We start from the raw sequence: 294 nt of genomic DNA, 5'->3' as shown, positions 1-294 counted from the left end.
GCCTCGGGCAGGCCGGTGAGGTCGAACTCCGCAGCCAGCTCGGCGCGATCGCTGCCGGAGCGGACCATGCCGCTGTCGGCGCGGGCACCGGCCAGGAGCATCAGGGCGTCCACGAGCAGGGACTTGCCGGCGCCGGTCTCGCCGCTGACCACGGTGAGCCCTGGCCCGAAGGCAATCTCGGCTTCTTCGACAACGGCAAATTGGCGGACGTAGAGCGAGGTGAGCATGGCTACCGATGGCGGCGGATGGAATCGCGCCGATTGTAGCGGCAGGCGCGTCGCAGAAGCCGAGACT

Annotated in this window: 1 protein-coding gene; it reads right to left on the bottom strand. The window is 69.4% G+C overall.

Annotation, left to right across the window (positions count from 1 at the left end; all coding sequences use genetic code 11):
* Positions 1 to 294, bottom strand: a 294-nt coding sequence (locus CBX98_RS26040) for an AAA family ATPase (RefSeq protein WP_197710271.1), incomplete at both ends; no start/stop codon positions are given.

The organism is Vibrio sp. T9 (assembly GCF_003123985.1).
Lineage (GTDB): Bacteria > Pseudomonadota > Gammaproteobacteria > Enterobacterales > Vibrionaceae > Vibrio > Vibrio diabolicus.
Note: the sequence above shows the minus strand (reverse complement) of the source record. Positions and strands in the feature narration are given on the sequence as shown.